Origin of the sequence: Paenibacillus sp. FSL H3-0286 (genome assembly GCF_045040705.1) — a bacterium.
GTDB lineage: Bacteria > Bacillota > Bacilli > Paenibacillales > Paenibacillaceae > Paenibacillus_AQ > Paenibacillus_AQ odorifer.
In genome coordinates this window covers 409140-434524 of the sequence record NZ_CP150285.1, presented here as the reverse complement: position 1 = coordinate 434524, position 25385 = coordinate 409140, and the positions used below count along the sequence as shown (strand labels likewise).

Below are 25385 nucleotides of genomic sequence, written 5' to 3'. Positions count from 1 at the left end.
TTTACAATAAACTTTGTCCGATTTATTGATATTTGCTATACTAATAACAAAAATTACGGAGGGGCGTCAGCATAGTGCCACAGAATATGGGCCAACGTATCCAGCAGCTCCGCCTAGACAAGGGTTTCTCCCTATCTGAGCTTGCGGACAGAGCAGATGTGGCTAAGTCGTATCTTAGCAACGTGGAGAGAAACATCCAATCCAATCCATCCATCCAGTTTATCGAAAAAATCGCTGACGCGCTTCAGGTATCCATTCATGCCCTACTCTATGGAGAACCCAATGATGCAGAGGAATCACATTTAGATTCGGAATGGTTCCGATTGGTGCAGGAAGCTATGGACTCAGGCATTAGCAAACGCGAATTCAAAGAATTTCTGGACTATCAGAAATGGAAGCTCGATCAAAAGGATTAATACTTCCTACTAATCTGGTACGATCCTCTCTTCTACTAAATCATATCGAAAAAGGGCACAGCGAAGAACCGCTGTGCCCTTTTTCGATATGTAACCCCTCTAATGTATTACTGCACGATCTGCACAGTTTTCTCATGAAAGAACTGGCGGATTTCATCTGCCTTAATGCCAGCCTTCTTAGCTGCTAATAATAAATGTACCCACTCTTGATCCAGATCAATAAACTGCTGTTCTCTGTTGCTACCCTGGTTGGACTTTTCCAAAAAATCTCCCCCTAAGATTTTACGTCCCCAGGCAATCCGGCTGTCATAGTATCTCTACCTTAGACCCGCGACTTTGTGCCCCTGCCTTTCGGCAAGTTTACCTTTTACTGGACCCTTTTCACGAAAGGATCTGCTTAAAAAACTATAAAATTACTATCTGCAATAACATTATACAAAAAGAAAGCGGAAAAGTGTGTCGATTCCTGGTTACTTTCTATTTTAAAAACGAAAAATAAAAGATTTTTTTTCAAAGATCTTGTCCGATTATCACGATACTCGTCCGTTACATAAAATAAATTGTACTAGCAAAATAAATATTTACTGACCTAATAGTTAAAAATAAGGATAATAGAATCATTTTAATAGGCCTTTAGAATGGGTAATGAGAAGAAATACCCTTCTTTTCATTAGAACAAGCTAACCCATACCATTTTGCGAACGTATTGGACGAAAGAATGAATTGATTACAGTGGCCGAAAGTAGCACAATAAGATGAGAAATGAAACCGCAATCATCACAGCTCCAGTAAGCGTTGACACAAAATGTCACGTATGGAGTTCATCCGTTAAGGAGGATGTATTCATGGCAGCCAAAGAGCCCTATAACGAATCCATTTGGAGTAAGTATTACGGACCCAATTTAGGCTACATTCAAGAAAGATATGAACAGTTTGTGAAAGATCCCTCCACCGTAGAAAATAATTATCGCGAGCTTTTTACAAATTCGGGACCTCCTCCCCTAACTCCGGATAGCGAACCGGCTCCTCAGCCGCGCATCTCGGGAGACACCGAATGGCTTAGAAAAGCAGTAAGAGCTTCCAAGCTAATCGCCAATATTCGTATATATGGCCATATGGCCGCTGAAATTGATCCGCTGGTACGCGATCAGAATCCCATGGCAAAATATCTTGAGCTTGAAACCTATGGGCTGACCCGCGAAGACCTGATCGCACTGCCTGCCACGCTTATATGGGAAAATGCGCCGAATGATGTGCATACCGGATGGGATGCCGTGCAACGTATGCGTCAGGCATACACCAAGACTATCGCCTATGAATTCGGGCATGTGCATGAAGAAAAAGAACTGCAATGGCTAAATAGACAGGCAGAATCCACCAGCTCACCAGCACCCCTAAATAATACAGAACGCAAAGAGCTCCTGAACCGCCTGATTCAGGTAGAGCAATTTGAAACCTTCCTCCACAAGACTTTTGTAGGTCAGAAGCGTTTCAGTCTTGAAGGCAATGATGCTCTTGTGCCGATGTTAGATGAAATCGTACGTGCTGCTGCACATGACGGTGCGGAGCATATTTTGATGGGCATGGCGCATCGCGGCCGCCTCAACGTTCTTGCACATATTTTGGGCAAACCTTATGATATCATATTTTCAGAGTTTCATCATTCTCCGAACAAGGAGCTTTTCCCTTCCGAAGGCTCCACAGGCATTAACTATGGTTGGACAGGTGATGTGAAATACCATCTCGGTGCAGACCGTGCTGTCCGTGAAGGAGAAACCGTACGCACAAGAATAACACTAGCGAATAACCCAAGTCACTTGGAATTCGTCAATCCTGTCGTGGAAGGTTTCACTCGTGCCGCACAAGAAGATCGGAGCACTGCAGGACTGCCGAAGATTGATACCAGTAAAGCTATGGCGGTGCTGATGCATGGCGATGCTGCTTTTCCAGGTGAAGGAATTGTTGCAGAAACGCTTAATATCGGCAAACTTCAAGGTTATCAAAATGGTGGGACGATCCATATCATTGTTAATAACCGAATTGGTTTTACGACTGAAAGTGAAGATTCCCGTTCTACGCATTATGCGAGTGACATCGCCAAAGGGTATGAAATCCCAATAGTCCATGTCAACGCTGATGACCCAGAGGCCTGCGTAGCAGCTGTACGTTTAGCTAGCGCATACCGCCATCAATTCAAAAAAGATTTCGTAATTGATCTCATCGGCTACCGCCGTCATGGTCACAACGAAATGGATGATCCTGAAACCACACAACCTATTGTCTACGGCAAGGTTCGCAATCATCCAACCGTCTACAAGGTTTATGCAGAGAGACTGAAAAACGAAAAGGTTCTTACCGCCGAAGACGTACAAAAGATGAATGCTGAAGCAGAAAGCGTATTGCAGCGTGCGTACGATACTATGAAGGAAGGCAATCATAAGAAAAAAGAACCCAAAGCCTTCATTCCTCTACAAACGGACCGCGCAGCGGCAAACACTACAGCGGTATCCATCTCCAGCCTGCAGGAGATCAATCGTGAACTGTTGACGGTTCCTGCTGGATTCCAGGTTTATCCGAAGCTGGAGCGCATTTTACAACGTCGTAAAGATGCACTGAATGAGGGTGAAAAGGTCGACTGGGCACTAGCTGAAACATTAGCCTTCGCTACCATTCTGAAAAATGGAACGCCCATCCGACTGAGCGGTCAAGATGCCCAGCGCGGAACCTTCGCACATCGCCATCTGGTGCTGCACGACAGTAAAACAGGAGATTTATTCTCTCCGCTGCATCAGCTAAGCGATTCCCGTGCCTCCTTTGGCGTATACAACAGTCCATTGTCAGAGGCATCAGTATTAGGCTTTGAATATGGTTATAATGTGTTTGCACCGGAAACCTTCGTAATCTGGGAAGCACAGTATGGTGATTTCGCCAATGCGGGTCAGGTTATTTTTGACCAGTTCATTGCCGCTGGACGCGCCAAATGGACACAGCGCAGCAATCTCGTCATCATGCTGCCGCATGGCTACGAAGGACAGGGACCTGAGCACTCCAGCGGTAGGCTGGAACGGTTCTTGCAGCTATCCGCTGAGGAGAACTGGACGGTCGCTAACCTGACTACCGCTTCGCAATATTTCCATCTGCTGCGGCGCCAAGCAGCGTTATGCGGGCAGGAAGATGCTAGACCGCTAGTCATTATGACGCCGAAAAGTCTCATTCGGAATACGCGCAGCACTTCTGCCGGAACCGAGCTGGCTTCAGGACAATTCAAGCCTGTATTAGCTGAATCTTTGCTTGGCCAGAAACCAAGTGAAGTTAAACGGCTCGTAGTCTGCAGCGGTAAAGTCGCTATCGACATCCAAACAGAACTGGAAGCAGCACCGGATAAGGATTGGTCATGGCTGCATGTTCTTCGCCTAGAGCAGCTTTATCCGTTCCCGGAACAGGAGCTAAGCGAACATTTAAACTCCTTCAGCTCCCTTCAGGAAATTGTCTGGGTGCAAGAAGAGCCGAAAAATATGGGCGGCTGGAGCTATAGTGAGCCTCGGTTACGCGCCATCGCACCGAAAAATGCCGGCGTAAGATATATCGGCCGTCCGGAACGTTCCAGCCCGGCCAGTGGTTATGCAGATGTGCATAGCTTCGAACAACGTAGAATTGTAACAGAAGCCCTAAAATCAAATTCGAACGTACAAGCGGCTGTACCGTCCTCTTAAGAGGACGGTATCACAATAGCGTAAACCATTATGTTTGGGGAGGAAACGGCCTGTGTCAGAAATCTTAGTACCCGATCTGGGAGAATCCATATCCGAAGGAACCATCTACAAATGGCTGGTTAAAGAAGGCGACACGGTAGGTCAAGGCGATGTGCTTGCTGAGCTGGAAACGGATAAAGTCAATCTGGAAATTAGTGCAGAGGTGGAGGGTGTCATCTCCACCATCCTGCGTCAAGCGGGCGAGAACGTAGCCGTTGGCGAAGCCATCGGCATCATTGGAGCCGCAAGCGGCAGTACGCCGCGGGGTGCTGAAAGCGAAGCCGAAGCGCCTAAAGCGGCTCCGGCAGGCGGCAACGCAGTAGCAGCCGCCGCGCCTGTAGCTGCGCCCGAAGTGCCTGCAGCAGGTGGCGACAGCCATGCTGCATTGGCATCGCCGGGCGCACGCAAGCTGGCACGGGAGCGCGGCATCGACCTCGGCGAGGTTAGCGCCCGTGATCCTATCGGCCGGATTGGTCAGGCCGATGTGTCCGGTCATGGTGCAGCAGCGCCGCAGGCCGCTGCACCGGTAGCTCCGGCGCCGCAAGGCAAGCCGGAGCCAGCGAAGCCGGCAGCGGGCAAAGCCACGCCGGACGAGGGCAAAAACGTGGAGCGCAAGCGCATGTCACGCAGACGGCTCACGATTGCCAGCCGCTTGGTCGAAGCGCAGCAGACCGCGGCCATGCTTACCACCTTCAACGAGGTGGACATGACAGCGATCCTCGACATCCGCAAGCGTCGCAAGGATGCATTTAAAGAGAAACATGAAGTTGGACTAGGCTTCATGTCCTTCTTCACCAAAGCCGTGATCGGTGCGCTTAAAACCTATCCACTGCTGAACGCCGAAATCGACGGTGAAGATCTGGTCGTTAAGAAATTCTACGACATCGGTATTGCTGTTGCAGCGAAAGAAGGACTTGTAGTTCCCGTAGTCCGTGATGCGGATCGGCTCAGCTTCCCGGAAATCGAGCGCCAGATTGGCGAGCTCGCTTCCAAAGCACGTGCCAATACGCTCAGCCTCTCCGAGCTGCAAGGCGGAACATTCACCATCACCAACGGTGGCGTATTCGGCTCCTTGTTATCGACACCGATTCTGAATACACCACAGGTGGGTATTCTAGGGATGCATAAGATCCAACTGCGTCCGATCGCGCTGGACGAAGAAAGAACCGTAAACCGTCCAATGATGTACATCGCCCTTTCCTATGATCACCGGATCGTTGACGGCTCTGAAGCGGTAAGCTTCCTGGTCAAAGTGAAGGAATTGCTGGAAGATCCGGAAGCACTACTGCTAGAAGGCTAACGCTCTTCGAATTTTCGAAGATATAAGAATATTAAGAAGGTATCCCTACAGCTCTCGCTTTGGGGATACCTTTTTTTATATCTGGATCCAATTTCAGCCTTCCCTGCATACGATTTAACTGTATTTTATACACTTATTTATTTCTGATCCGCTCATAGCCTCTTCTCTAATTGCATTCTCTACAACTAAAATCCGTAAAAACGTCTATTTCCACTAATCTAACCAGTAATAGCTGCATCAAATACAACTAAAGTACTTATATACAGGTATTGGTGAACTTTAATTGCACATAATACAACTAACTTAGCGCATGCACCTTCAAACTACATACTACACACTACGCACTACGCACTACTAACTACTAACTACTAACTACTAACTACTAACTACTAACTTCAAACTTCAAACTTCAAACTTCAAACTTCAAACTTCAAAACTCTACTTCAATAGCTCCTCAGCCAGCTGTAAAAATTGCTCCTGGGTCAAAATCTTATCTCCATAGCTGGTGAGTGTATAATACGCATCCTGCTTCTCGTTATACCAATTTAGATAATCATAGCTGACCTCTTCCCTTACTACCTTGTTATAGATAACTTCTGTCCCTGCAACTGTGAGCTTATTAGCTTGATTCTCAGGCGTTTGTTCCACGAAAACCTTGCCGCCATGCATGAGCGTTGCTGAGATCCCTATAAAAGCATTGTTCTTCGAATATGTTACACTTAGCGCCCCTGGCTCGGACCACGGTATAGCCTTCATAAACAAATTGCGGGTCCCCTTGTCCTTATTTGCCTGAGCGGTAAGATCATTTAATGTTTCCTTATACAGAGAACCTGGCTTAGCTGTATCCGTAGTCGGAGAATTAGGATGGATTACACCATATTTAAAAGCGTACCCCGCTGCCGTTTCGGGAAGCATTGGCGCCCCTGTTCTTTTGATTTCTTTTAAAAAATCAGAATACGCTTCTATCCGCTGCTCTTTATACTTAAACTGCAATTCTGTCGCCAAGCCTGCTGCACCTGCTTTATTTTTCACAAGATAAGCGATCAATTCACCCGGTTTAGCGAACTCTTCTGCTTGCTGCGCATATTTATCATAAGAAGCCCGTTCTGCAGATTCAGTCGGCGCAACATGTTGGACCTTCACTACTCCTTCACTATTGCGGATTTGGATATATTCAGACGCAGCATACGCAGTCACAGAAATCAGCAGAAACAGCGTTAACATACTGGCCACTGCCGTTGTTTTATTCATCACCCTCAGCGAGAACGATCGCTTTCGACCTGTTATGCCAGTAATACGCCCCATGACCTTATCTTCTACATCTACCTCATCCAAAAGTTCATTGCCCGCCGAGGCATAAATTATATCTTGGTATTCATTGCTGATTTTGTTTCTTTCCATATGATCTCCTCCTCTGACTTCATAGCTTCCTGAACCTTTAGCTTGATCCGATTCATTCTTTTAGTTAGCGCATTGGGACTGACCCCTAGAATCTCACTTATCTCTGCATAAGTTTGTTCTTCAAACACCCGCAGAATAAGCATGTTTCTCTCCTCAAGCGACAATCCCGCTAAAGCCGCAGACAATGAAGGACTATACAACCGAGCATCCAGCTCCTGTTCAGGACTTGCAGACAGTACTTCCGGACGAAAAATACGCATGACTTGCTTATGCAGACGACGCCTGCGCAGCAGATTTAAGCAATGATGATATGCGATACGATAGAGCCATGCCGAGAAATGCATTTGCGATTTGTATTGCCGGATAGATTGATAACCCTTTACCAAAATATCCTGAACCGCGTCCTCCGCATCCTGCTTGTTTTCTAACAAACGATAGCAATATCGATAGATCGGCTTTTGGAATGACCTGACAATTAAAGCATACTGCTCGGAATCTCCCTTTTGAATCCTAACGATTAGCTCTTCCAACTCTGTCGAGTCTAGCGAATCCTGTGGCGATGTAAGCACCTCCTTAACCCTTATATCTCTATAACACTTGACCACCGAAAAAAGTGCCTATGTAAACCAAACTAAAGGAAATTTTATAAAAGCTGACAGTCACGGCTTCGGAGAATGTTTGAATCACTGACGGCTGGTGTCCCCGGATTTCTTACTTATACCATTATGCACGGTTAAAATCTGGTGAGTCTATGCTTAGCAGATGCATAACAAAACCTCCCATTAGACCTGATAACTCCAGGTTTGCTTCTAATGGAAGGTTTTTTAATAAGGCTTATTATTCTAAGACTGAGGTGTAACGTCAACGTCTGCTAAATTGTAAATTGTTGCAAAGGTTACTCTCTTATCATGGAAGGAGATAGAGTGATCGTAATCGTCTTATCGAACGGAGTCATAAAATTGACCAACACCGCCTTGCAGTTATCCTGCAGCTTCGCCTCACGCACCGTAGCCGCCAGATGTCCAAGCTCGCCCCCTGACAGTTCAATCCAGTCCTCTTCACAACTATAGCGGAGGTTACCGCCGTTCCAGAGATAATGGTCCTCTCCGACAGCCTGCAATTCACCCGATGTGAAACATCCTTCCCGTCCAAAAATAAAAGACAGCTGAGTCATAACCTCTGTAGGTTCCTCAGCATGCAACCGGAGGGTCCACCCTCTGTCCGTGCGTTGAACCTCCGTCTCCACACGGAATGTCTGTTCATGCGTAAGTGCGCGGCTCTGATGCGGTAGCAGATACCAAGGGCTTACCGGCTCCCCAGATGTTTGCGGAAGCAGTTCACCTTCTACAGGACCGTAATAACCCTTCTTTTGTTCTCCTGACAGGTGGTATCCGTCAGGTAGTTTGATCATTTTCTGCATCGGGACATATCCCGGATTAAAGTAAGAAGCCAGCTGCACTGCAAGCAGCCTGACAGCACCGTGACGGAGTGCAAAAAAAGACGGCGTCTCCGTGATTAAGGTCACGCTAGTGTTCCCGTCCCTGTAACGCGCAACCGGTGCTCCGAAATCAGTATGCAGCCGGCTGTGGTAAATTCGCCCTTGATGGCCGGACTTCTCCATATCCTGCAGATAGCCGTGTCGCGGAAAATCGCCGTTCAGTATTTTCTCATATTTTACAGGCAGAGCTGCCGAATCTTCAAAAGGTTGCTGAAGCTCCGGCTCCAGCAGCATACGTACAAGTACGTTGACAGAGCAGACCCCCGGATTTTCCAGTGCTCTGCCTGCCCATTCGGCCATCCCCGCAAACAATGGCTCCTTATCGGAACGGGCCAGAATAGCGTACGGTAAATAATATGGAGACAGGTCGTGAAAGCTCCCCAGATCCTGGCGCCCAGAATAATCGGTCACAACTTCGCCCTTAGGATGCACCAAATAGACCATCATGTGTAAATTCAGACGAACTGGCTCCAGCAACTGCGGCCGATCCAGCAGACGAGCGGCATGAATCAGCATGATGTCGCTGACCGCACTATAAATACCGTTGCTGCGCTCCGTCCATTCTCCATCAGGTGTAATATCCATCCCTTCCGCCAACCACTGTTCCGCCCGTTGGACAGCCTCCTCCAGTCCGAACAGTTCATGCAGAAATCCCAGTGCTGCACACAATACCCAACGGTGGTTCGGCGTGTGACAGCCCCCTGTAAGCATGACGGGAATAGTTCGCTTAAGAAACAATAGCATATTATCAAGCACCTGTTGCAGTGGCGCCCAATCCTGCGACGCCAACAGTTGGTATAGCTGAGCATAGCCGACGATGACAAAGGCTGTATCCGGGGGAGAATGATAGTTCGTCCAGCCCGGAGAGATCGAGCCATCCTCATGTTGTGCACGCAGCACGAACTCCGTCGCCAGCAGCAGGCGGGCCAGCAGCAGCTCATCACGGTAGAATGCGGAATCCGGGTTAACCAGAGCCGCTCCCCAATAACACATATCGGTTGGTGTGCCGGTCGTATGATTAACCCAGGCAACGCCAGTACCCGGATCTATTGTCCCTCCATAATAGCGGCTCGTCGGATCAAGCACCTGCCGGGATAATCCCTCCACTGCCGCTCTATCATTACTGGCTACCAGTTGCTTATACATTATACTTCCCTCCATGTTAACAATCTGCTCAATGTCTGGGTGGTAACAGGAGCTGAAGCCGCGCCAGCTCTTGTCGGATACGGTCAGGAATTTCCGTGAACAGTTGATTCCAAGAAACGAACAATTCCTCCCGGTCCGCATATTCCCAGCACGAATAGGACAGGGAAGGCGTGAACCGGCAGGTTTGCAGATAACGGTGGACAAGACGGTCAGTTTCTCCATCGGACGCCAGAATGCCGTGAAAAAAGTCGCCATAAATCAGACCCTCCGCACCTGCTCTATCCTGTGTACTGGATGCGAATCCCGGTAACAGCTCAAAGACTTCAGGGAACGGGGCAAGAGCATGCTTGCCGGGTTGGACATATAGATCTACCCGTGTCCCGCTTAGATTGCTGCCCCCGCGCAGCAGCGCTTTAAGGAATTTCCCGTGAAAGCTCGCTTCGGCATCCACCACTTCCCCGTCTCTACCGATATAAACCCACACATGCTCCAGATCATATAAATGCTGAATATCATAATCGTAATAAATCGCGTATTCTACAACGGCCAACACATCCGGATGGTTCACAGCTAGACGGCGCCGGAAGGAAGGAGACTCCTCCTCCTGCCGCAACACCGTTATACCGAGACGTACCGGAAAAAATGGCTCGTTCTGATCGAATAATAAGCGCGGAGCATACTTCATAGCTAACCTACGGTCTTCATCGTTCAACATCAGACCTGCCCTCTACGCGCCAACTTGGCCATAAGCAGCCGATGACTTTCAGCAATTTCTTCCGGCTGGCAAGCTGCCTTCAGCTCATACACCTTGACCCGCGCCCGTTCAATCATCGGCAGATAAGCATCATAGAATTCCATATTCCCGCTGTTTACATAAGGGCACCAGTGATCAGACAGACCGATGGTCTCATGAATGTGAACACCTACAATATCATCCATCAGACCTTCCATTTCCGCCACACTGTCGTACAAACCCAAACGGTCCATCATAATGGCATGCCCGGTGTCATACCATATGCCCACAGGTGCTCCTTTTAGCGCCTTAATAATCGTTTTGGCTTCCGCAAGCGTCGGAATCTGCTGCGGTTTGGAACGTGTTTCGATACCAAAGCGTACGTTTAGCCCCTCAGAAACTGCCCGGTTACATACTTCATCTAGGCTTTCAATAATTTTCTGCACATAGCCGGCGCTATAGGCTTCCCGCCGCTCCATCAGTTCCGCCCATTTGCTGCGATAAGCGTTAGAATCTCTACCCTCTCCGTTATAAATCTGCTCCAGCTCTTTGCTGATATCATTTGGAAAGGGTACCTCACCGGGATGCACAACAACAGCTTCTCCTCCGTAACGCTGAGCGTACTTAGCCGAGCCAATCAGCAGCTCAATCGCCCGCTGCCGCTTCTCCTCATCCTCAAAACCTAGCAGCACGGAATCTGTGCCATAATCGGAGTCCTGCACATGCGGGAAGGTGTTGTGGACACTGGAGATCCCCATCTCCCCCCGCTCAAGCATCGGCTCGATCGTTTCCAGCATTTCCTTAGTCACATTATAGTTCAGCTCCACTCGCTGAAAGCCCAGATCGCGGATTTCCCGCAGCATTTCACTGCCGATGGAATGACGCTTAATGTTCCAGCAAGTTGAGAACGAAAATATGCCTTTGTCCTCCATAATTATTTTCTCCTCCCTTGTTACAGCTTACGGTTCAACCTTTTACGGCACCAAGCATTACACCGCTGACAAAATATTTCTGCAGCCATGGATATACGACAAGGATCGGTACTGTTGCAAAGATAACGGTGGCCGCTTTTAGGCTCTCTGGTGTCAGTGGGGTCCGGTTGGCACCTTCCATTTGTGTCAGTTCGGATACCATGTTGTTCTGCACCATCTGGAACAGCTTGAGCTGAAGCGGATACAAATCCGGATTATTGATATACATCAAAGAATCCTGAAAGCCGTTCCACCTTCCCACTGCGTAGAAAAGCGCCAATGTGGCCATAACCGGCATGGATAGCGGCAATATAATACTCATCAGGGTACGAAGATGGGAACTGCCATCGATTTCGGCCGATTCCTCCAGGCTGGCAGGGATGTTATTGAAAAAGGAGATCAGGATAATCAGGTTAAAGGGGCTGACCAGACCTGGCAGGATAAGCGACCAGACCGAATTAATCAAATGCAAATCACGGATCAACAAATATTCAGGAATAATACCGCCGCTGAAAAACATAGTGATAACGATCAGATACATAAAAAATTTACGGCCCTTCAATTTTCTTTTGGTCAGCGGATAAGCTGCTGCGACAGTGAAAAGCATACACAGCACCGTTGTGGCAAACGTCAGAATAACCGTAAAGACAAGAGAGCGGATCATCGCATTATTGGAAAAAACATTAATGTATGCATTCCAGTTCAATTCAATGGGGAAGATCGTTACTTCTCCAGAAGTAATTGCCCGGTTGGAACTAAGCGACACGGCAATCACATGCAAAAACGGAGCCAAGCAGAACAAAACGAACAAGGCAACAAACGTTATATTGACGATATCGAATATCCGGTTTGAGGTACGTTCACTCATAGCACTCCGCCTCCTTCTTTCTTTATCATAAAATACCGTCTCCGGTCACTTTTTTCGAAATATAGTTGGAGCCAAAAATAAACACCAGTCCCACCACGGCCTGGAACAATCCGACTACAGTAGCCAACGTATATTGTCCGGATTCTAGACCCACCCGGTACACAAAGGTACTGAGCACATTAGAATACTCACGCACAGCAGTGTTACCGATAATGTAAGGGCGGTCAAAGCCGATGCTGACCATCTTTCCCAGATTGAGGATAAGCAGCGTCACGATGGTTGGTTTTATGCTGGGAAGCGTAATGTAGCGGATTTTCTTCAGCCTTGTCGCTCCATCCACTTCAGCAGCTTCAAACAGCTCTCGGTTGACACCGGTTAACGCCGCCAGATAAAGGATAGTCCCCCAACCGGCACTTTGCCAGACGCCTGTGAATAAATAAGTGATCAGCCACGGATTTTTTTCAGTCAGAAACGGGATGGGAGTAAGGCCTAAGCTCTCCAGCACACCGTTCACCATACCGGACTGGTTGCCGAACAATTGATATACGATCCCCCCGATGATCACCCAGGAAATAAAGTGGGGGATATACAAAATCGTCTGCGATATTTTCTTGAACCACACCGAACGAATTTCGAACAGCATAATCGCCAGGATAATCGGAGCCGGAAAAGAGACAAGTAAATCCAGAAAATTCAGCATAAAGGTATTGCGCAAGGTGGTGTAGAACTCTCTCATTCCAAAAACCTCGCGGAACGCATCAAAGCCAATCCACTCGCTGCCTCCAATCCCCTGAAACAAATTGAAATCCTTAAAAGCAATCTGCACACCATACATCGGACCATAGCGGAAGATCAGGAAATAAATAATAGGCAGCGAAAGCAGCGCGTACAATTGCCAATACCGTCTAAAGTATGTCGCTTTGCTCAAGTCGTTTTCCTCCTAAGGAGAAAAACCGGGTGGAGCGCAGCACCATCTCCCCCCGGTTTTCACTATATATTTGTTTATTGAGCCGAAAGTTCCTTAAACGACTTCTCCAGTTCCTCTTTCAGCTTGGTTCCGCCCAAAGTCATGTAATCTTTCATTTCCTGCTCGTAAACCGCTTCAAACTGCTCTGGTTTGGCCATTGCCGTCTTTACAATAATTACGTTGAGCTTATCTTTGAGCGTTGTGCCATATTGCGATTCCGCTTCTATCGGCTTGCCGAAGACGAGCGGCCCCACCGTGTCAGCGTTGGCGATAGCGATAGATTGAGTCAGCATCTCCCGGTTACGTTCCGGAAAGCCCAGCGCCCATGCTTTTTCATTAGTGGCCTGATCACCGATGTTTTTGCCGTTGGAGATAATGGCCATGTCGCCAGCATTAAATAGACGATCGGCGAACTCCTGGGAAACATCTGTTTTGGCCACTGGAATACCGTCTACCAGGTCGTAGTTTTCACCTTCAACGCCATTTTGGATAGCAATCAGATTATTATCCGAAGCCATCCAATCAAGATACTTAACGGCTTCCACGGCGCGTTTACTACTCTTCGGAATCATGATGTACATGCCGTTGGAGGCATACCGGGATTTAATGTGCTTGTTATCAACGTTGGCGTTGGTTAAGACGTCTACCGGCAGCACCTTGCTTCCCTCTACATTTTTGTAGAGATTATCCAGGGTACCATCGGCATAGAACAAGACATCCACATCCTCCGACCAGTAGCCTACATTGCCGTTCTGGATATCCTTGGCCAACTGTGTTTTATCCTCGTCCAGACTGAAGTCCTTACTGATCATCCCTTCATTGTAGAGCTTATTAAGAAATTGCAGGGCATCCTTAAAGCCCTCATGCAGCGGCAGCTCATAACGTTGGCTGTAGGTCAGATCGCCGCTGATCGGCTTCATGAAAGAGAAAATCAACGTCTCGAATTGGGCTGGTGCCAGTGCCATGCCCATCGGGATGTTTTTGCTGCCGAGATTGCCCGGATCCTTTTCTTTAAACGCTTTCAAAGTAGTGTACAGCTCATCGGTCGTCGTTGGCACAGGCAATCCTAATTTATCTAACCAATCCTGACGGATGTAGGAGCTATAACGGCCTGTGATCGCCCGTTTACCAGGGATCGCATACTGCTGGCCTTCAAGCTGGCCGAACGCCAGCGTATCCTCGCCAATAAACTTTTTCAGATTCGGGCCATATTCGTCGAGAATTTCTCCGACATCAGTCAAGCCACCTTGCTGGGCATACCGATAAAACACACTGGAATCATACGTAAATACGATATCGGGCACATCCGTATTGCTCGCCATCAAAACATTCAGCTTGGTAACTTCCTCAGAACGCTGGATAGGTACAAATTCTACATCAATGTTATTCGGATCTCCGAACTTTTCCTGCACTAGTTTAGTTAAGTAGTTATTGGTAATGGTATGAGGGGCTGGGCTGTTGCCGCGGTCAAACACTTCCACCTTTAATGTAACGCGCTTGGCACTTTCGCCGGCTGGGGCACCCTCGGATGCTGTGTTGTTTTTAGAATCATTGGAACAGCCTGCTAGCAGAGAAACGCCCATTATTGCGGTTAATCCGATCCCGATTGCTTTCTTCAGAACTCCTTGATGTACGTTCACTGTCATTTTTCCATCCCCTTCGCCCTTGCAGGCTTTAATGGTGTATTTATGATCCCCTAGCCTTAACTCTATCCATCCCCAGCGGAATCCATATCACGTGATGCTTTTTACTGCCGTGCTACTGGGTCGCTTGTTGTTCTGGATGCCCACAGTATTTCATGAATTCCGGCAGTCTGACAATAAACCTCTTTCGGATGCTCATATCCCAGCAAAATCGGACTTCCGGTTTATCCATACAACCATTTTCGTAGAATAAACCGCTTTCAAAAGTGTGAAAATAAAGACCGCATCGGTGTTCGCGCCCTCATCATAGAGGTTGGCGTGCACAGATGCGGTTATAAAAACTATTGTTCACGTGCTATTGGATTAATAAAGTCGGCAGCTATAGTCTGGAGGTCCCGCGCCCGCGCTTTAAAGAACGGTAGTCACCCGGTGTGATTCCTAATACTCGTTTGAATACCCTGCCGAATGTAATTGCATTCGCATACCCCACCTGAAGTGCGATATCCTGCAGCGAACATTCCGTTTCCACTAAAAGCTTTTCGGCTTCCTTCATGCGTAGCTCTGTAAGAAAATCAACAAATTTCATTTTAAATTCTGTTTTAAATAGATAGCTGGCATATTTGCCGGATACCTGAAACCGGTCGCTCAAATGCTTTAGGGAAAGATCGGGATTTGTAAAATTCTCTTCAATATAATTCTTTATCTCGGTTACCATCGCCCGGTAGCTTTTAGTTTCACTGACAGAAACATAAGTGCGGAATAAATCAGTCAAATACTCAAACAAAATCCCCTTCATTTCATCTATGGATTCTGCCTCTTCCAGCCGCTTCAGCTGCTTCTCCGCATTTTCTGCTGACAGCTCATCCTGCAGCTGCTCAGACATGACAGCCACTTCCCGGCTCAGCATCTGTAACATGGCCTGAATTAGAGAGCGAATATCATCATCTTGTAAATAATCCTGTTTAAAACCATCAAAAACACCTTCCAGCAGTTCACGCCATTGGCCGCTCGACATCCGGAACTGCTTAACAAACTCGGCAATCATTTGTAGATACTTGAATGTCTCAAGAAGCGGCTGGCGCGTTTCTCCAAATTCCGTTAAAGCGATGTCTTCATGCATTAAAAGCTTGTGCTGCATCACATTCTCCGCTGCCGCATAGGAATCCCGGATCTCCCCTGGCCCAGCCGCCACTGGCCCGATAGCGAAGCTTAAGGAGAGGCGCAAATTCTGCTCCACCCAGGTGCGGCAGTCCTCAGCGAATACACGGATTTTCTCTGCCATCTCTTCATCACTTCCTGTGGTCAGGAAGAGAATTGCCGCCCGGTCAGTCCCTATCCACTCCGCCCAAGCTTGCAATTCCGCACTCCGCGCCAATTCTTGAAAGACATTCATCAGGGCAAATTTAAGCGTGTTCTGATCGCCCCTTGTATACCGATCTTGAAAAACCTTGTCGTAGCGGTTGATTTCGCTTAGCACAACCATAAAGCGGGTTGTGGAATGAGCTCCGGAGAGCGGCGACAGCTCTTCCATCCGCTGAACGACATTGTCCAACCGCTCGCTTTGCAAGAGATCGTTGAAAAGCTTGCTGCGCTGTAACAGCAAATTCTCTCTGCTTTTCTTATCATAATCCGTCATATGGTTGATTAGATCTTCCAGCACCCCGTCAATGAGCATCATTTCGTCCGGTCTGTCGCTGGATTGGTCCAGCTTGCGAATTTGATGACCTTCAATCCGGTTCATAATCACCTGAATTGGCTTATAGTTCCGCCGCGTAACATAGATCAGGTAAAAAATCGCGCACACAACCGTACCTAAGGCAATAGCTACCCAAAGGTAAGAAATCACTGACACCCAGCTGAATAGACTGCCCGTTTTGATCCCGCTGGTAAACGTCCAGCCAAGCCTTTCCATATATAAAGTGTTCAACTGCTTCCCATTCTTGGCACCTTCACTGTCCGAATGCGCCTGATAGACCACCTGTCCATCTGCGCCAAAGATGGTCAGAAAGGACAACTGTTCATTGACCATACCGTCGACGATCTGTTCCATTCCGCTCATTTTGAGATTAATTACGAGCACTCCCTCCGAGCCGAAGGGCAGCGGCATACCTTTATTTATGGTAAGCACACGTATAGACGTACGCTGAAATTCATCTTTGTATTCCCTAACAGGCTGCCAGCCTTCCGATAAAGAGCCGGAGGTGATGCGGCCAATCCAATCCTCGTCTACAAATCCTGAAAGGTCCTTTAATCCAGTTTCTGTTAAAACGCTTTCATTTCTCTTGTCATAAAGATAGATGGACTGAATATAGGGCGATTCACGCGTCAGGTTGCGTAGATTCTGGGCAACAGCGTAGACGGTCGCCATATCAATCTGGCCTTGATTGTTAAAATAACGTTTATAAGCATCGCTGCGTTCAGCAGCCTCCAGCACTGACAATTCAGCTTCCTTGATCGTTCGGTCCACATTATCCATAAGATAGCTGGCGGTGATACGGTCCGCTTTTTTGGTTTCCATTCGTGAAATATCATTAATAAATACAAAAGAGGCAAAAATCAGTATCGTCACAGTAAGCAAAAAAATAGGAAAATAGGACAGCAGCAATCGGCGATACCAGGAACGGAACAATAGATAACCCCCTCTGTACAACCGTTAGGATACCCGGCCACGGTTCAGCCGTTAATGCACGAGTAGTTCATAGATATTTGGCTGCACCATCATGGAAATGGAAACTCTTCCGCCTAATTTGCTGCCATTATAACACATACAACATGAGCCCGACCAACGAAGCCATTCGTATTTTACACCTGCTCATTAAAAAGGCGAGGTGCGCACAGCCATAGCCGTGAACCCCCGCATATAAATCTGTCCGAGCAGCCGCCAAGCACCAAGTGGTAGCCCTCCTCGGCCTATAAACCACTCAGATCTCTGATATAACGGCGCGCCTTGATCGCATATTCCAGCGGATCGGCAAGTGCCGGATCCTGCTCCGCTTCCACTACAAACCATCCCGTATAAGAGTAACTTGCCAATTCGCTGAAAATCTCCGCAAAGGATATACATCCATCGCCAGGTACGGTGAATGCGCCCGCTTTTACAGCCTGGAGAAAACTGAGCTGATCACGCAGCACACGCTGAACAACCTCCGGACGTATATCCTTTAAATGGACATGTTTAATCCGAGGTAAGTGGATGCGCAACACCTCTAAGGGATTCTCACCGGCAAAAGCTAGATGACCGGTATCGAACAGCAGAGACACCTCTTCCGGTTCCGTGAGCTCCATTAGCTTAGCAATTTCGGCCCCAGTCTGCACCCCTGTCCCCATATGATGATGGTATACAAGCTCCATACCTTTTTCAGCAGCCAGCCGGCCAAGCCCACCCAGTCCATCGGCAAGTGCGGCCCACTCCGCTTCTGTGAATACAGGTTTATTAGTAAACAGCGGCGTATCCATTTGTCCCTGAATACTCCGTCCTTGCTCTGAGACGACAATCACCTTCGCACCCATCTCATATAAAAAATCACGATGCGCGCAAAAAGCCTCCACTGTCTCCTCATATGGCCGCATAGTCAGATACGCGCTGAACCAAGCGCTGGCAATCTCAAGTCCACGAAGCTCAAGTGCCCGGCGCAGCCGTTCCGGAGAGCGTGGATACTTGTTGCCCACCTCGCTTCCCTGAAACCCGGCAAGCGCCATTTCGCTAATGCACTGTTCAAAGGTATTGTCTTTTCCCAGTTCAGGCATATCATCATTAGTCCAAGCGATAGGAGCAATCGCCAGCTTGACCGCATGTTCTTTGAACATCCTCGATTCTACCCCTTCCGTTTCACAGTATTACTAATACTAATAACTGCGGGCCTTTCCAAGCTGTTCAAGCTTCTGCTCGTAGGCAGCCCGAACGGCTTCACTGCCGGACACTTCTGGAACACCAACATTCCACCAGGCTCCGTAACCATGTGTCATTGTCTTGGGCAGCACCTTAATGTCAATTAGGGTGGAACGATCCTGCAGCTGAGCCTCCCTCAAAGCGTCACGCAGCTGCTCAGCCGTTGACGCACGGAAGGTCTTCACTCCATATCCCGCGGCACTTGCTGCATAATCTATGCCTATCAGTTCGCCGCTCAGCTGACCTTCCGGGCCCCGGTAGCGGAATTCAGTCGCCATGCTATCCAGTCCTTGCTCCATCTGCAGGTTGTTGATACAGCCGAAACCCATGTTATCCAGCAGAATGACGTTGATCTTCTTGTTCTCCTGAAGGCTCGTCACTAGTTCCGAATGCAGCATTTGATAGCTGCCATCGCCCACCAATGCATATACCTCCCGGTCCGGCTCCGCCAATTTCACACCGAGTGCACCGGAGATTTCATACCCCATACACGAAAAACCATATTCCATATGGTAAGTATCCGGTACAGTGGAATTCCACATCCGCTGCATGTCGCCCGGTAAGCTGCCTGCGGCTCCTATCACAATGGCGTCTTTCGGAAGATATTCATTGAGGATCCCTAGTACCTGTGTTTGCGCCAGCGAAGTGTTCAACTTCGCCGCATATTCAGATAGCTTCTCATCAAGATGTCCGGCAACTTCCGGCACGAAGGAAACTGAAGAACGATCTGGACGATCTGCCTCCTGATTCACCGTATACTCCACGTCAGATAGACGCTTTCTTTCCACTTCCCATGCCTTTTTTGCCACTACAATTTCATCTGTATAAGCGGTGCGGTAACCGCGCTTCTCCAACGTAGCAGACAGCGCCCTAAGACCTTCGGCAGCATCACAGACCACAGCCAGCGCATCCAGCTTGGAGGCATGGTAAAGGGAAGCGTTAATTGTCAGGAACTCCACCTCGGGATGGGCGAACAAACTCTTCGAACCTGTCGTGAAGTCCGTAAACCGGGTACCCACACCGATCACCAGATCCGCTTCTGTGGCCAGCGCATTGGCACAGCCATTCCCGGTAACTCCTATGCCACCGAGATTGTAGGCACAGTCGCTTGCCACGGCGCTTTTTCCAGCTTGCGTCTCACCGAATGGGATGGCGAATTTCTCCGCAAACGCACGTAATTCCATTCCTGCATCCGCATACCGGACTCCACCCCCACAGACCAGCAGAGGTCGCTGTTTGCTGGCAATAAGATCAGCTGCCGCAGCAAGCTCATCCGGATGCGGAGTACGGGAAACGATCCGGTGGATGCGCTTGCGGAAGAACTCAAGTGGATAGTCCCAGGCCTCCCCTTGCACATCCTGCGGCAGCGCAATCGTAACTGCTCCGGTATCTGCCTGATCAGTCAGCACACGCATCGCGTTCAGCAATGCCGTCATCAGCTGCTCTGGCCGATAAATCCGGTCCCAATATTTGCTCACCGCTTTGAAGGCATCGTTGACCGTTATCGACAGATTGTAGGTATGCTCCATTTGCTGAAGTACCGGATCCGGTTGACGGGTGGCAAAGGTATCGCCGGGGAGCAGCAGCACGGGAATCTGATTCGCCGTCGCAGTGGCAGCGGCTGTCAGCATATTAGCTGAACCCGGTCCTACCGAAGCGGTGCAGGCCATGATTCGCCGTCTGCGGCTCTGCTTGGCAAAGGCAGTCGCCGCATGCACCATTCCTTGCTCATTCCTCCCCTGATAGACCGTCATCTCACCCGGCGCTTCCTGAAGTGCCTGCCCCAGTCCAAGTACATTGCCATGGCCGAAAACGGTGAATATACCGTGTACAAAACGCTCCGGTCCATTGCCAAAGTCCACATATTGCTGGTTCAGAAATTTCACCAGCGCCTGCGCCGTCGTTAATCTAATCGTATCCACGTGAAACCTCCCTTTCGCCGTTTTTGTTACTGCCAGCGGGCAGTGACGACTTTTTTGCGTGTATAAAATTCAACCCCGTCGCTTCCATTCGCATGCAGATCGCCATAGAAGGAATCCTTCCAGCCGGAGAAAGGGAAAAAGGCCATCGGGGCTGGCACTCCAACATTGACACCCAACATGCCTGACTCGGTATTTTCCCGGAAATAGCGCACTTTCCCGCCGTCATTCGTAAAAATACAAGCCCCGTTGGCAAAACGAGAGGTATTGGCAATTTCAATCGCCTCTTCTACATCCTTGACACGGATCACTGCCAGGACAGGCGCGAAAATTTCCTCCTGCCAGATTTTCATTTCCCGGGTCACTCCATCAAACAACGTTGGGCCGATAAAATAACCCTGTCCCTGCACCGCAGCATCCGCCCGGCCGTCTCTTAGCAACTTAGCGCCCTCGGCCATGCCTTGTTCAATATAAGCGACCGTTTTGTCTTTATGACTTTGGCGGATAACCGGCCCAAGAAACGTGTCGTCGTCCAAACCATTGCCGATGGTCATCTGCTCACATTCACGCAGGAGGATGGAGATCAGCTCATCAGCAACCTCTTCCTGCACCGTTACCACGGAGCAAGCCATACAGCGCTCTCCCGCCGAGCCGAAGGCTGCGTTGACAATCTGTGTTGCTGAAGCCTCAAGGTTCGCGTCTGCCAACACAATAGAATGATTTTTCGCCCCTGCCAACGCCTGAACCCGCTTCAAACACGCCGTTCCCTTCTTGTAGACATATTCGGCCACCGGCTGTGAGCCAACGAAGGAAATCGCCTTCACATCAGGATGCTCCAGCAGGCCGTTTACCACCTCATGTGCACCGTTAACCAGATTGAGCACACCTTTCGGAAGCCCAGCTTCCTCTAGCAATTCGACCAAACGCGCTGCCAGCAGCGGTGTGCGTTCGGAGGGCTTCAGCACAAAGGTATTCCCACAGGCGATGGCCAACGGGAACATCCAGCAAGGCACCATCATCGGAAAATTAAACGGTGTAATCCCGCCGACTACACCGATGGGATAGCGATACATCCCAGACTCGATGCCTGTCGCGATGTCGGGCAGCTGCCGGCCCATCATCAGCGTCGGCGCACCTGCCGCAAATTCCACACACTCAATGCCGCGCTGCACCTCTCCGTAGGCCTCTTTGAAGCTTTTTCCATTTTCCAGCGTGATCGTCTTCGCCAGTTCATCCCAATGGTCCACCAGCAGCTGCTGATATTTGAACAAGATCCGCGCTCTGCGCGGCACCGGTGTCTTGGACCAGCCTGCAAAAGCCGCCTTTGCCGCCGCCACTGCCCGATCAACATCGACTCTGCTGGACAGCGGAACCCTTGCCATCTCCTCACCAGACGCTGGATTGTATACCGTTTCTGTCTTCTCCGCAGCCGCCTCAACCCACTGCCCGTCAATATAGTTGTTCAGCACTTGCACGGTTTGCTGTGCCATTCTACTCACTCCTTCATCTCTATTAATGCGATCCCGCGAATGTAATCTAATCTAATCTTGCATAGCTATTCGATCTGGAGTTGTTTGAGTTGTGATCTCTCCAACCTCCGCCTACTTACTCTGCACCTGAAGTGATTTCCTCGTTAGACAATAAAAACGCTTCCAATTCATCCAAGGTTGGCATGGCATCCGAACAGCTGTGGCGGGAGATGACAATGGATGCCGACGCGCTGCCGCGGCGCATGGCCTCACCGACGCTTTCTCCCCGCATTAGACTGTGAATGAAGGCTGAGGCGTAAGAATCTCCGGCTCCAAATGTCTTCAATACTTTAGCGGGAAAAATACCACTCCGATGCTTCTGCCCATCCGCCGTGTAGGAGATTGAACCACTCCCGCCATGCTTGATAACGACCAGCTTTGCTTGGTGCGAGAACCAGCGGTTAACTGTTGCTTCGTCATCTGCACCTGTCACATTGTACAGGCTCTCCATCATATTAAATTCCTCACGGGTACCAATGATACAATCGCATTTCTCAGCTGCCAGATTATAATAGACCGCTGTTTCTGCGGCTGACTTCCAAGTATAGGGGCGATAATCCAGATCAAAAAATACAGTAACATTGTGCTTGCGGGCGAACTCCAAAGCGACAAACACAGCCTCACGGGACGGACTTTGTGCCAGTGCAGTACCTGAGATCAGCAGTGCCTTGGACTTCCGAATATACTCTTCCGAGATCTCCTCCGTACTCAGCAGCAAATCAGCCACATGATCCCGGTACATCAGAATGCTGCACTCCTGAGGACTCTTTATTTCAGTAAAAGCAAGCCCAGTCACTGCACCAGTCTGGTCAACACTCACCTGGCTATCGTCAATGCCATTCCTTTGCAGATAAGTTCGGATAAAACGGCCCATCTGATCATCGGATATCTTACCGATAAAGCCAGTGCGCATCCCTAGCCGTGCTGCTCCAATTACGATATTGGCGGGAGAGCCGCCGACATATTTGGTAAAGGTCAGTGTCTCTTCCATTGGTCTTCCGGTTTCATTAGCGTTCAAGTCAATACAGAGCCGACCGACAGCGATTAAATCCAGCGGTCGTGCAGGATCGAACTGTAAACCGTTCATTATGAGGCCTCCTTGAGAAAACTTCAGTAAAATGGATTAATGAGATACAACAATCATCGGGGGATGGGTTAAGCGCTTAACCTAATTTCCATTAGTATAGTTTAGAAATTGGAGTTTGGCAATCCTGAACTTATGTACCAGAAAAAAACAAAGAAAAGACCTGTACCTCGCCGCTAAGCGAGGTACAGGTCTTCAGATAGGAGTCGGCGTTCTTACTCCGTTTGTAGAGTTTGTGTCTTCCTAATTCGGTGCCGGTCCGGTGGAATGGCGGACGATCAGTTCCGGCATCAGCATGATCTTGCGCTTAGGACTATCGGGATTGTCGATAGATTCGTTCAGCAGAATCATCGCCTGTTCCGTCATCTCACGCAGAGGCTGAGCAATGCTGGTCAAGGTGGGATGGCAAATTTCAGCCAGCATTGTATTGTCAAAACCCACCACGGACAGATCACGGGGTATTGACAAGCCTGCGCTGCGCGCCTCCTTCAATATCCCAATCGCGAGCAGATCGTTGCAGGCGAATATGGCGGTCGGCCGGTCTTCCTGCGCCTGAGCCAGCATCGCGGCAGCCGCTTTGCGGCCGTTCTCCAGCGTGGCTGAAGTATGCGTGAGATTAGCCGGATTGTCAAAGCCAACACCCGCTGCCTTGAGCGCATCCATAAAGCCTTCCACGCGCAGCTTACTCCCCGGTAAATTGTCAGAGATAATGCCGAGCCTGCGATGGCCCAACGACAACAGATATTCTGTCGCCTGATAGCCTCCCTTATAGTCATCCACCGTGACGCTGTTGCTCTCCATCATCCGGATATCAGCCGAAAATAACACAAGCGGTACGTGATCAGCCAGCAGGCGGCGGACCATATCCGGATTCCCTGTATGAGAAGCAATGATTATACCGTCCACCCGTTTGCGCAGGAGCAGTGAGATATACCGGGCCGCCTTCTCATCATCCCGGTCTGTACTGCATACAATCAAGTCGCTTCCCTGCTCCTGGGCGTAATCCTCAATACCTCGGGCCGCCTCAGCAAAAAAAGGGTTGGAAATATCGGGAATCATCAGCCCGATCGTTCCCGTTCGGCGACTCGTCAGCGCAGAGGCCACCAGACTCGGCTGGTAATTCAGCTCCTCCATGATCCGATGAACCTTCTCCCGTGTCTTATCGCTAATTCTCCCGTTCTTGTTCAACACCTTGGACACCGTAGCGATGGAGACTCCCGCTTCCCGTGCCACATCATATATCGTAGGTTTCATCGTTAGTGAGCCCGCCTTTACGTTCGTACAATCCTATACCTAGATTATAAGGAACTCTTCTGACAGTGTCTATTCAGCGGTGCAAGAGACTCTCTTACTGTGGCGATCATTTGGTCAATACATCGACACAAAGAAGGAGCCTCCGCCTTGCGGAAGCCCCCTTTTCGTGCGTGCTGCTACACTATTTCTTCTTATCCTTCTGGTGTTGCTGCATCTCGAACAGCCATTCATGTTCCGGATCATTATGAAAAACCCATGTGCGGACCGGACCTGCCATCACATTGAGATAATAAGAATCATAACCCGGCGGAGCCGATACAGGATGATAGCCCTCCGGAACCAATACAATACTGCGGTCAGACACGGCCATCGTCTCATCAAGGCTGCGATCGTCATTATACACCCGCTGCACTACAAAACCATGAGCCGGGTTAACCCGGTGGTAGTATGTCTCTTCCAGGTAAGACTCAGCAGGTAGATTGTCACAGTCATGCTTGTGCGGAGGATAGCTGGACCAATTGCCGCCACCCGTACGTACTTCCACGACCAGCAGGCTCTCGGCTTCACTCTGCTCAGGCAAAATGTTGACCACTCGCCGTGACATACTGCCAGAACCGCGTGCTTCGGCCACAGTATCGCACGGAGCGATCAAACGCGGCGCATATTTACCCGTTCCTGGTGCAAGGCAAACCGCAAGTTCCAGCTCCGTCAAGGCCGTAACTTCATAATGCCCTCCCGCCGGAATATACACCGCATACGGCGGCAAATCCTCAAATACAGACATACGTTCACCGATCCCGGCGAACAACTGGGCGCCTGCTCTCACATCCGCCTTGCCCGCCAGCAGCACCAAACAGATTTCATTCCCTTCCGCGCTGCGGCTCAGCGTATCCCCAACCTGCAGCTGGTACACTTCAAAACCGACATATTCCCATCCAGCGCTCTCCTTGCTCACTGCCGCTACAAGTCCATCTTTGCCGGGTGCTCCGGCTTTTATGATTAGATTGGACATCTT

At 49.3% G+C, this 25385-nt stretch carries 19 protein-coding genes and 1 riboswitch; of the genes, 3 read left to right on the top strand and 16 right to left on the bottom strand.

Features of this window, described 5'->3' with window-relative positions:
• Positions 1–86: 86 nt before the first annotated feature.
• Positions 87–416 carry a helix-turn-helix domain-containing protein gene (locus tag MHB37_RS01900; protein WP_036682795.1) on the top strand — a complete coding sequence of 110 codons (330 nt, stop codon included), beginning with the start codon at positions 87–89 and terminating at the stop codon, positions 414–416.
• Between the two features lie 107 nt (positions 417–523).
• Here the strand turns inward: MHB37_RS01900 and MHB37_RS01895 are convergent, their stop codons facing one another.
• On the bottom strand, positions 524–679 hold the full coding sequence (locus MHB37_RS01895; RefSeq protein WP_232061118.1) for an anti-repressor SinI family protein: 156 nt from the start codon (positions 677–679) through the stop codon (positions 524–526).
• A 27-nt stretch (positions 680–706) separates the two neighbouring features.
• A riboswitch (cyclic di-GMP riboswitch) is annotated at positions 707–791 on the bottom strand.
• 470 nt (positions 792–1261) lie between these two features.
• Here MHB37_RS01895 and MHB37_RS01890 point away from each other — a divergent pair.
• A complete protein-coding gene (locus tag MHB37_RS01890) occupies positions 1262–4129 on the top strand; it encodes a 2-oxoglutarate dehydrogenase E1 component (RefSeq protein WP_076185640.1) in 2868 nt (955 codons plus the stop codon).
• A gap of 52 nt (positions 4130–4181) precedes the next feature.
• Entirely contained in the window at positions 4182–5468 is a 1287-nt protein-coding gene (gene odhB, locus MHB37_RS01885; RefSeq protein WP_076192707.1) for a 2-oxoglutarate dehydrogenase complex dihydrolipoyllysine-residue succinyltransferase, read from the top strand.
• Between the two features lie 438 nt (positions 5469–5906).
• Here odhB and MHB37_RS01880 read toward each other — a convergent pair whose 3' ends face one another.
• The 15 genes from MHB37_RS01880 to iolB all read right to left on the bottom strand — a co-directional run bounded on the left by MHB37_RS01880 (position 5907) and on the right by iolB (position 25382).
• The gene (locus MHB37_RS01880) at positions 5907–6869 is read right to left on the bottom strand and encodes a hypothetical protein (protein ID WP_405168885.1); all 963 of its coding nucleotides are present in this window, start codon (positions 6867–6869) and stop codon (positions 5907–5909) included.
• Positions 6830–7438: an RNA polymerase sigma factor gene (locus MHB37_RS01875; RefSeq protein ID WP_076278924.1), complete on the bottom strand. Its 609-nt coding sequence runs from the start codon at positions 7436–7438 to the stop codon at positions 6830–6832. The genes MHB37_RS01880 and MHB37_RS01875 overlap by 40 nt, the downstream gene beginning before the upstream one ends.
• A 326-nt stretch (positions 7439–7764) precedes the next feature.
• The gene (locus MHB37_RS01870; RefSeq protein ID WP_076192700.1) at positions 7765–9513 is read right to left on the bottom strand and encodes a hypothetical protein; all 1749 of its coding nucleotides are present in this window, start codon (positions 9511–9513) and stop codon (positions 7765–7767) included.
• Between the two features lie 28 nt (positions 9514–9541).
• Positions 9542–10228 carry a hypothetical protein gene (locus MHB37_RS01865; RefSeq protein WP_405168884.1) on the bottom strand — a complete coding sequence of 229 codons (687 nt, stop codon included), beginning with the start codon at positions 10226–10228 and terminating at the stop codon, positions 9542–9544.
• On the bottom strand, positions 10228–11178 hold the full coding sequence (locus MHB37_RS01860) for a sugar phosphate isomerase/epimerase (protein WP_076304306.1): 951 nt from the start codon (positions 11176–11178) through the stop codon (positions 10228–10230). The genes MHB37_RS01865 and MHB37_RS01860 overlap by 1 nt, the downstream gene beginning before the upstream one ends.
• A 34-nt stretch (positions 11179–11212) precedes the next feature.
• Positions 11213–12085, bottom strand: coding sequence for a carbohydrate ABC transporter permease (locus MHB37_RS01855; protein WP_405168883.1), 873 nt, complete (start codon positions 12083–12085; stop codon positions 11213–11215).
• Positions 12086–12110: 25 nt separating this feature from the next.
• Entirely contained in the window at positions 12111–13013 is a 903-nt protein-coding gene (locus tag MHB37_RS01850; protein ID WP_405168882.1) for an ABC transporter permease, read from the bottom strand.
• Positions 13014–13087: 74 nt separating this feature from the next.
• On the bottom strand, positions 13088–14698 hold the full coding sequence (locus tag MHB37_RS01845) for an extracellular solute-binding protein (RefSeq protein WP_340011823.1): 1611 nt from the start codon (positions 14696–14698) through the stop codon (positions 13088–13090).
• 376 nt (positions 14699–15074) lie between these two features.
• A complete protein-coding gene (locus MHB37_RS01840) occupies positions 15075–17324 on the bottom strand; it encodes a helix-turn-helix domain-containing protein (protein ID WP_076185630.1) in 2250 nt (749 codons plus the stop codon).
• Between the two features lie 281 nt (positions 17325–17605).
• The gene (gene iolE / locus MHB37_RS01835) at positions 17606–18502 is read right to left on the bottom strand and encodes a myo-inosose-2 dehydratase (protein ID WP_076282352.1); all 897 of its coding nucleotides are present in this window, start codon (positions 18500–18502) and stop codon (positions 17606–17608) included.
• 39 nt (positions 18503–18541) lie between these two features.
• A complete protein-coding gene (iolD, locus tag MHB37_RS01830) occupies positions 18542–20506 on the bottom strand; it encodes a 3D-(3,5/4)-trihydroxycyclohexane-1,2-dione acylhydrolase (decyclizing) (RefSeq protein WP_405168881.1) in 1965 nt (654 codons plus the stop codon).
• A 26-nt stretch (positions 20507–20532) separates the two neighbouring features.
• A complete protein-coding gene (locus MHB37_RS01825; RefSeq protein WP_076307954.1) occupies positions 20533–21993 on the bottom strand; it encodes a CoA-acylating methylmalonate-semialdehyde dehydrogenase in 1461 nt (486 codons plus the stop codon).
• 115 nt (positions 21994–22108) lie between these two features.
• Complete coding sequence (gene iolC, locus MHB37_RS01820) at positions 22109–23119, bottom strand: 5-dehydro-2-deoxygluconokinase (protein WP_076278930.1); 1011 nt, start codon at positions 23117–23119, stop codon at positions 22109–22111.
• Between the two features lie 240 nt (positions 23120–23359).
• Entirely contained in the window at positions 23360–24370 is a 1011-nt protein-coding gene (locus MHB37_RS01815) for a LacI family DNA-binding transcriptional regulator (RefSeq protein WP_340977641.1), read from the bottom strand.
• Between the two features lie 181 nt (positions 24371–24551).
• Positions 24552–25382, bottom strand: coding sequence for a 5-deoxy-glucuronate isomerase (iolB, locus tag MHB37_RS01810; protein WP_076219003.1), 831 nt, complete (start codon positions 25380–25382; stop codon positions 24552–24554).
• Positions 25383–25385 lie beyond the last annotated feature (3 nt).